This window comes from Celeribacter halophilus (assembly GCF_900114135.1).
GTDB lineage: Bacteria > Pseudomonadota > Alphaproteobacteria > Rhodobacterales > Rhodobacteraceae > Celeribacter > Celeribacter halophilus.
The window spans coordinates 1-7,575 of the sequence record NZ_FORY01000044.1 but is presented as its reverse complement, the minus strand read 5'-3'; the positions used below and the strand labels follow the sequence as shown (position 1 = coordinate 7,575).

Here is a 7,575-nt window from a genome sequence, read left to right as displayed (position 1 = left end):
CACTGCTGGGCACACGCGCGCCGTAAGCTGAAGGAAGTCTTCGACCGCGACGGCTCAGAGATCGCCGCCGAGGGCCTGCGCCGCATTGCCGAGATCTATGCCGTTGAAGCCGATATCCGAGGCGTCGACCCTGGCCAGCGATTGTCAGCCCGCAAGGCTCGCAGTGCCCCCTTGGTCGCAGCCTTCGGCGACTGGCTACAGGCACAACGCCGCAAGATATCCGCCAAATCGCGGCTTGGTGAAAAGCTGAATTACATCCATAATCACTGGGACGGGTTGCAGACCTTCCTGACCGATGGGCGCGTCGAGATCGACAACAACCGCGTCGAAAACCTGATCCGACCGATCGCTCTCAATCGGAAGAACGCGCTCTTCGCGGGTCACGACGAAGGCGGCATCGCCTGGGGCCGTGTCGCTTCGCTGATCGAGACCTGCAAGATTAACGGCATAGAACCCTTTGCCTATCTCAAGGCCACCCTGACAGCGATCGCCAATGGCCATCCGCAAAACTGCATAGACGATCTGCTGCCGTGGAACTTCAAGCTGTCAAGCTAAGCTGCACGTGATGTCCAGCGAACGCTTACTACTCATCTGCTTTGGCCAAAATACCTTTGGCGCGGGCAATCTTCACAGCCATCAAGCGGCTGTTTACTCCGAGTTTCTGATAAATGTTGCGCAAGTGATATTTCACTGTTGCGTCCGAAATGTTGAGTTCTCGAGCAATCACCTTATTGGCATGTCCGTCCTCTAGGAGGTGGAGAACCTTTGTCTCCTGCCGACTCATTATGCCGCCACCGTCAAACGTTTCTAGGCTTTTCTCCAAGTCGGCTATTAAATTACCTATGAAAGAAATGACTTCTGGATCTAGATCCTTCAGTATATCGCGCTTGATGAGCCCTTGTAGATAGAGCCCCAGTCTTGCTCCCTCGAGAAGGAATAGTCCTTTATTTTGTCTGTAGTGAGGCATCTGGGCTAAATTAAAAAACAATTGGTCAGCTTGATCATTTTGACCGAGGGAAGACAGTGCTATTATGTTGAGAACGGTGAAGCGCAGATAAAAATGGGTGTGACCTTCTTTGATTTGCCGTTTTATGGCGGGTTCTAGAATTTTGATAGCCAGTTTTTCTTCTCGCTGCGCAAGATACACTCGGGATAAACCAAGTGTGTAGTAATAGTACGTTTGGATCTCTCGACCAGAGACGGCATCAATGGACTTAATCGGTTTGTCAGCCTGCCAATCTTTAACCAGCGCACTTGCGTAGCGTATATCTCCATTAAAGGCTGCAAGTTCTATCCGGACTGCATCCATGGTGTCGGATAGCCTGCGTAGATTGAATTTCTTCGCAATATCAGAGCATGTGTCACAGTGTTTGAGCGCTTCAGATGTAGATCCACTTACTAAAGCCAACTTGATTGCTGTCATGTAGGCAAGCAAAAGTCCTTCAGTCCACAGGTCGTGTTCATGCATAATGTCCAATGAGCGCTTTATATAAGTTTTACTTTCATCAAAATGGCCTGAATCGAAGCAGGCTCCAGCGTAAAGTACATCGTTTAGAACATTGATGCCCGTTGCCCATGCTGCGTCACGGCAAAGCTCTTGCGTTACAATGAAGTTCTTTTGAGCAGCGGAGGGTCTCGCTTTAGAAAGGTTCACTACGCCATGGAGCATCTGCATATATGCCTCAGAGAATTTTGACTGTGCGGCATTAAACAGACCGCATGAAAGCAGTACGCATTGTTCTGCTTTAGCGAGGTCATAGTGTGTATAATGGACCATCGCAGAGATGCCATTCTGCCAACCTTGAGCCCAATAACCCTCAGACTTTGGCAAATTACTCTCAGAGTTGAATATATTGAATGTGGAAAGATCGATCTCCCGGTCTTCATAGATTGAGATCATCAGAGTTGTGATGGAAGTAAAATAATTTAGCGCGGAACATGCTGGTTGATTTGCCAGTTGGGCCTCTGCAAGCTGTAGAAAATGGCGGGCTAAATCTAGCCTGCATTCCTTCATATGTAAAAATGCTTGGGACAGATTTGCCTGGGGCTCCTTTTCAGCGACTTCTGTAGGGATATGGTCCAAAATATTTCTGAGTGTTTCTGTGCCATAGCGAAAGCCGATCTCCACTCCTCCCAAGCGATTGAAGAGATCAATGCCAGTTTCTATGTCCCCTGTCGTCAGGGCAAAAACAATTGCATGTATAGGGGAGGCATATTTTTCGAGCCATTGCGTTGCACGATAGTGAATCTGGTTTATGTGCCGCTGACCAAATCTGTCTAACCGGCGACGCAGAAACTGGCGAAAGTACGGGTTAAACTCGTACATTATCTCTTCTCTGCCAATGCTCTGTATAAAGGGATCGTAGTTATGGTCATGCAAGAGAACGCCCACGCCTTCTTGCTCGCAAATGTATTCTGCTTGACTGACCGTAAACTGAGATAGTGCGCTCATGTTTACCAATAGATTTTTGAGCTCGTCACTCATATTGCTGAACACACGTTCATTTAAAAATGCTTCAACGCTCTCACTTAGAGGAGGGTTCTCCGGGTTCAATCTATCATGTGCCAAGGCATCCATAATCTGTGGGTCGTGGCACATTAAGTGTATGGCAGCGGGCCAACCATCTGTCAGGGCATGGGCAACAATGGCGGCCTTAGCTGGCTGTTCCGGGCCTAAAATTTCGTCAATTTCCCGCACGTCCAACGCGAGATCATAAGGCGTAATATGATTAAGACGGTTTTGGACACGTAAGGTTGAAAGCGGCAAACGACTTGGTTGATTGGTTGCTATGACAAAAGACAATGCGAGGGAACTTTTGTCTATAAAGTCAATAAGGCACTGGATATCGCGGTCAGAAGCCAAGTTTTCTATATTGTCGATGAACACAAAAACGCGTCCGGTCATTTGATGTGAGGCATCAATTACCGCCTGTATACTGCCGCCACGGCATGCGTTCGTAGCTTGCTCGTCTCCAATTCGCTCGGCAATTTTATATAGTAAAGCATTTAGCGCTCCCTGCTCGGGCATAACAGAATGCCAGAGCGTGTCTGCGCCATTCGAAGATGCCGCCTTCGCCCATTGCTGCATAATGGGCGTTTTCCCAAAACCGGAAGGACTTGTGAGCGCAGTAAGCTTCATGCCAGTTCGGAAGGGAGCATGTCGTTCTAATCGAGAGCGCAAAACAGTCTGTGTTGAAATAGAAAACACTCTATTCACCTAGCCTGACTTATTTACAAAGAAGAGGTATGATAAGCTATTGAAAATGGCACTTTCGGCTTGCCGAAATTATGAAGTCCAATTGCCAATGCTTACCCTTTCACAATGTCGAAGATTATATCCCTGAAAACCCGTTTTGTCATCCGTAGACAGCAAAACTGTGGTTGACCTTCTCGGTTCTAATTGAGCCGGGCAACATCTCCAACAAGTATTGGTCGTCCATTCGCCATCCAAATGGATAGGTTTTGGGAATTTTGTCTAAAATTTACCTATCCATCCTAGCATAGGGGCTAGCCCCTCGATCTGTATCCCCGGCTTTGCTTGATATGTTTAAATTGCGCAGCACGTTCGCAGAGTGTCACAAAATGACTTTGCTGCGGTGCTCACAGTTACAAATGCGCTCACCTATTCGTGAGGTGGCGCGAACCTGGAGTATGACTTTATGACTTATAAGATCACGGCCCTCTCTGCAGTAGCCGCACTTCTCATTCCTGCTTCTGTGCTTGCACAGGATGCTGTCGCCGTTGCCATGGGCGCATCTTTCACAACGGTCTCGATGACCGAAACATTTACAACTGATGACGTTGACATCACAATCCCTGGACAAGACCTGCAGGACGGTACTGCATTCATTACTACTCCTTTTGGACCCGTCTCGTTGCCCGTGACAGGACACACTGACGATCAAGTTGTGACTGTTCCAGGCCAAGACACTACGATCACGACTGATGAGCGAGTTCTGTCCTCCATCAGCGTTGCCGCAGCATCAGGCGACTACGCAGCTGCGAGCTCTACGGCAAATTCAGCAGCTACAGGCGCAAACTCTGGCTCTTCCATGGTTCCTGGCACCGTTATTACAGCAACGACCGAACCGACACCTGGTGGCGCCTTCACGTCTTCGGTGATGGTTGGCACAGACTACCTGAACTGATCATTGCGTAGACGCTATTTAAGCGAATTTTGCTTACGTTTTGCCTCGCCTTTTGGCGGGGCAAAACACCTGCATCACAACATAATGTTTGATGAATCTAGACGACAGGGAGAGTGCTTTGTACTTTTATAGGACAACAAGTATTTTATTATCTACGTCATGTCTTGTCCTTTCGATGTCCGGCACCCTGTATGCCCAGGTTCTCGAAGGCAACATATTAGATGATGAAAATTTGCTTGGTCAAAAATCAGAGCCACAAAATATTGCCCCGCTTACGACCAGATTTAAGCTGAACGGTGAGACCTTGGATTACGCGTCAAAGGGCAGCTTTACGTTTGGGTTCACTGATGGGGATGCTTCAAATACAAACGCGTTGCTAACCGGAACTTTTGCGCTTTCCACGGAAATTTCCGAAGGCGTGTCTGATGGTCTATTCCAGCGTCAGCAGTCTGGATGGTACTTGCAGCATCAAAGAATTACGCGCAAGAGCGAAGTGACGGTAGTTCAGAGACAAGCCGTTGATATGATAGGGTTCAAGTTGCAGTTCAGTGCAACAGGAGATTGTCAGTTTCCGGGCACAACAACAGACCAAACCTGCACATACACACCAGGATTGGCCACTGTGCCTGGCTCGTATGACGCGGATTACTATTTGCCAACAGAACTCGCCCAGACGGGCATGGTAGGTGATGTGATCAGCGACGAAACGGCTGAAGCATTATATGAAGACGGTTGGCAGCGTGGCGTTGATGGCGGCGATGAAATCGTTGGTGTCGACGTAGACATTATTAACTCTGGTACAGTTGCGAATACTGACCGCGCTTATCTTAATGGGATTGAGCGGCAGGAAAACGTCACGATGAGAAGTGTTTTCTCGCTCTCGAAAGTAGACCAGGAACTATATAGTAATGATAGCCAAGCATCGATTGCGCGAACAACCCGAGGGATCGTGCTACTAGACGAAGATGAATGGAGTAGAGAAGCAGCACTCCTTCAATTGGCTGCTTGGGTTCTGCCGAAGGCCAACGCAAAACTGGAGGCAGGCAGCGGGGCGCCAAACTTACAAATTAGTAACAACCTCTTTTATGCCGCAAATAACCAATGGACCCCTGAGAATAGCTTCACAGTTTTTCAGGCAGGGCGGGGATACGTCGATCATCCAAAGACCCCTCCACGTAATATAACGGAGACACCCGCGAGTTACTATAATGGCTTCTGGATGGGCTTTTCTCCCGTACGGAGCATTGAGACGACAACTACATCTTGGCTAGAGGCGACGGGTGATCGAGTGACCACATCTGGCCCCTATTTTTCCGAGGGTGGAATTGATGACGGCTTTGAACTCCCCAATAGCTCAATAACAATTATTGATGAAATTTTGGGGGAAATTTCCCAGATTGAGCTTTCCAACATCAATAATCTCTATGTTCAGTCTGGCTTGGAACTCACCACTCAGAATGCGCTTGCCTATGCGGCTACGACTGAAACCTCACGTTACTCACTCGTACCTCATATCGCATTTTCCGGAAACCGCACTGATGGCGTGAGTGTCCTCCGATATTACACGGGCGCAATATTCGGCGATGACACCAATGCGTATATCGGGGGTGATTACTCTCGTTCTACGCAGAACGGCCTGTCCTTTATGGCGCGCGGGGAAGCATATTCGAACCCGGATCGTGATCGGTATAGCTTTCTTCAAGGTCGCATCACCAAAACCACACAATTTCAGACAGGGAATAGCCTTAGCTATGGAGCGGGTTTCCTGAAGGCGTTCGATAGACCGAGCACAGTCATTGATAAGTATGATGCCCTGTCTCAAGATAGCGTTTTCGATATATTCGGAAAATATGGTGCGAATAACGGCATGACATATCAAGCACGCTATCGCATCAGTGATGATGAAGACGACAAAAGCTACAGCACGACTTTTGCAATCGGCTATCAAGCATCGGATCGCTTTAGCTTTGATGCACAGTTCACACCCTTTTCCACGGAAGATTCTTATATCGTAGCGCGCGCAGGGCTGTCCTGGCGTGTCGCAGATGCCCCAAATGCGGGAACGCTGAAGCTGCAAGTCGCAGATGTGAAGTATGATTACGGCACGGATTCTGTCGGTCAAGACTTGACCACCAGAGAGCGGACGTTCCTCGGGGCGTATCAGGTTAAATTCTAATTTTCTCTACATAGGAGAAGTGAAAATGAGCAAGATGCACATCTATTGGACGGCGGTTTCCTTAATCGTTGCGAGTGCAAGTTCGGTTAGCGCCGAGGGTATTCCGACTGGAACAACAGGAGAATTTCAAATGATTGTCCTTCAAAATGACGGTGATTTGACGAGCATTAATATTGCTGTTGGACGGGGGGAGGATGTTCGCTTTTTTTCCAATGTTGAAACATTGGACATAGAATGGAATGAAGAAGGTGGGGCGATAAAGACCGGAACGTTTGCGGCGGAAAATGCAAGTTCAGTTGTACTTGGCGTCTGTGCCGGAGGAAATTGTCAAGTCTCCGGAGGCTTATCATTCACAACCCCAGTAGGGATTGTGAATGATTAATCGGTGTTGTTACCGAAGTGGCGTTGTCAGCGCGGCACAGAGATAAGCCAACAAGCCGGATCGAGGCGAAAGTTAAAGCAAGAGCGAAAGACGTCGCGTCGAAAACGGGTTTTAAAGCTTGACGCGACACGCCTTTGCAAGTGCGCAAAACTACCCATTAAAATAGCAAGGCCAATTCATGTCTCGTTTGTTGTGTTTTTTAGGACTTCATAAATGGCGAGAAAGTAGCCGAATGCCTGAACAGGTCTGCGTCAAATGCGGAAAAAGAAAGGGGTATTTCTAAGGTGACAAACTCCATGCACCAGGTTTCAGACGCTCCCAAGAAAGGCAATTGCATCGGGGTGTTTCAGCCATAATAATAGAATTAAATAAAGCTCCCCCCTCATGCGCTAGTTCGATTGCAAGATGCACGTTATGATTGAGTTATGCGCAGTTTTTTTTGCATGAAGGTGTTTGGCTGTTGCCAGTTTTGAATGAGGGTTTCACAGATGCGCGCGCCAGACATAGGTGACAAGGACTCGTCTACCAGTTCCCCATCTTTTCCCATCCCGGCCAATGAAGCTGAACGGGTGGCATATTTGCATAGTCTTGGGCTTGATTTGTCCCACCCTTATGATGAAATCCAAGGGCTGTGTGAGGTGGCTGCAAGTGTGGCCAATGTTCCCATCGCGATCGTTACCTTGATCACTGAGGATGAGCAGCTCTTTCTGGCGAGTGTCGGCCTCGGCGATTTGAAAAGCACAGCGCGAGAAGATTCCTTTTGCACGCATGCAATCGTGAATGGCGCCCAGACCGAAATACCCGACACGCAATGTGATGCCCGATTTACGGCGAACCCTTTTGTTGTCAACGACCCGAAAGTCCGGTCG

Annotated in this window: 5 protein-coding genes and 1 pseudogene; 5 read left to right on the top strand and 1 reads right to left on the bottom strand. The window is 48.5% G+C overall.

The window, feature by feature from the left end:
* On the top strand, positions 1-555 hold a 555-nt coding region (gene tnpC, locus BM152_RS18390), incomplete at its 5' end, for an IS66 family transposase (protein WP_139222552.1).
* A 28-nt stretch (positions 556-583) separates the two neighbouring features.
* Here the strand turns inward: tnpC and BM152_RS18385 are convergent.
* Positions 584-3,139 (bottom strand): helix-turn-helix transcriptional regulator, encoded by a 2,556-nt coding sequence (locus BM152_RS18385; protein ID WP_082715405.1) that lies wholly within the window; start codon positions 3,137-3,139, stop codon positions 584-586.
* Between the two features lie 520 nt (positions 3,140-3,659).
* Between BM152_RS18385 and BM152_RS19075 the strand changes: the two genes are divergently transcribed.
* From BM152_RS19075 to BM152_RS18375, 4 genes and pseudogenes are all read left to right on the top strand, one after another.
* Positions 3,660-4,148, top strand: a complete 489-nt coding sequence (locus BM152_RS19075; RefSeq protein ID WP_139222551.1) for a hypothetical protein — start codon at positions 3,660-3,662, stop codon at positions 4,146-4,148.
* 175 nt (positions 4,149-4,323) lie between these two features.
* Entirely contained in the window at positions 4,324-6,324 is a 2,001-nt protein-coding gene (locus BM152_RS18380) for a hypothetical protein (RefSeq protein ID WP_139222550.1), read from the top strand.
* A 25-nt stretch (positions 6,325-6,349) separates the two neighbouring features.
* A complete protein-coding gene (locus tag BM152_RS19070) occupies positions 6,350-6,706 on the top strand; it encodes a hypothetical protein (protein WP_139222549.1) in 357 nt (118 codons plus the stop codon).
* Between the two features lie 488 nt (positions 6,707-7,194).
* Positions 7,195-7,575: pseudogene (locus tag BM152_RS18375) on the top strand (hypothetical protein); the annotation flags it as partial.

What these genes read in the sequence shown, in the direction of transcription:
- BM152_RS18385 (WP_082715405.1), bottom strand. Translation starts at nt 3,139, where the DNA reads ATGAAGCTTACTGCGCTCACAAGTCCTTCCGGTTTTGGGAAAACGCCC.
- BM152_RS19075 (WP_139222551.1), top strand. Translation starts at nt 3,660, where the DNA reads ATGACTTATAAGATCACGGCCCTCTCTGCAGTAGCCGCACTTCTCATT.
- BM152_RS18380 (WP_139222550.1), top strand. Translation starts at nt 4,324, where the DNA reads ATGTCCGGCACCCTGTATGCCCAGGTTCTCGAAGGCAACATATTAGAT.
- BM152_RS19070 (WP_139222549.1), top strand. Translation starts at nt 6,350, where the DNA reads ATGAGCAAGATGCACATCTATTGGACGGCGGTTTCCTTAATCGTTGCG.